General features: G+C 43.5%; 1 protein-coding gene. It reads left to right on the top strand.

Annotation, left to right across the window (positions count from 1 at the left end; translation table 11 throughout):
* The first annotated feature begins 104 nt into the window (after nucleotides 1-104).
* A complete protein-coding gene (locus tag OCV68_RS14640; RefSeq protein ID WP_147623249.1) occupies nucleotides 105-1064 on the top strand; it encodes an IS30 family transposase in 960 nt (319 codons plus the stop codon).
* Nucleotides 1065-1093: the final 29 nt, after the last annotated feature.

Genomic DNA, 1093 nt, shown 5'->3' with positions numbered 1-1093 from the left:
GATAGATTTACAATATAAGTGCAACACATGGAAAAAATAATGACACATAAAGCAACTCGTGTTATAATGGGAGTAACCACACAACCATAAACAGGAGGAGCAATATGTGCCATTACACCCATTTTACCACAGAAGAGCGAGAAATGTCAAGAGTTTTGAAAGCCCAGGGATTCAGCATTCGGGTAATTGCCCGAATGCTGAATCGGTCGCCGTCCTCGGTGAGTCGAGAGTTTCGCAGAAATTGTTATGCCAATGGCGAATATGCCGCACATCATGCAGATAAGCTTTACCGAAAGAGAAGAAAAAACTGTGGCAGAAAGCCCAAACTCAAAGAAGGACCGGCACGTGATTATGTACTCGAAAAGATGTCATTAAGGTGGTCTCCCGAGCAGATCGCCGGTCGTTCCAAGCTTGACAATGAGCCATTCGGCATTTCATTTCCAACCATTTATCGTGCTATCGATTCCGGTGTTTTGCCCCCTCAGCTTAAGAAAATTATGCGTTTCAAATGGCAACACAAGAAGTGCAAAGGCGAGGATAAGCGTGGCAAAATCCCCGATACTACGCCAATCAGTAAACGTCCTGCCGGTGCAGAAAATCGTACCCGCTTTGGTCATTGGGAAAGTGATACTGTTCTTGGAATGCGTAAAACAGGCTGTTTCGGCACTCATGTTGAACGCAAGTCCGGTTATCTTGTTGCTTTCAGAATCAATGACAGGCAGGACAAGGCGTTCAATATAGCAACTATTAAAGCCTTTTCAGCTATTCCCGATAAGTTGAAGAAAAGCTTTACTGTAGATAACGGCAAGGAATTTGCTGCTCACAAGGAACTGTCTGAAGCAACAGGTATGAATGTGTATTTCTGTGACCCTTATTCTCCTTGGCAGCGTGGCACGAATGAAAACACCAACGGTCTGCTGCGGCAGTTCTTTCCAAAAGGTACTTCCTTTGCTGATGTTACCGATGAAGATCTACAGCACTTTGTTGATATGATTAACAATCGTCCGAGAAAACGTCTCAATTTCCTTACTCCCTTTGAGGTGCTCAAAAAATTTTTTCTCTGATTTTGTTGCACTTGACTTGACAATCTATC

It is taken from the genome of Huintestinicola butyrica (genome assembly GCF_025567215.1).
Lineage (GTDB): Bacteria > Bacillota > Clostridia > Oscillospirales > Ruminococcaceae > Huintestinicola > Huintestinicola butyrica.
This window is presented reverse-complemented; position numbering and strand designations above follow the sequence as displayed.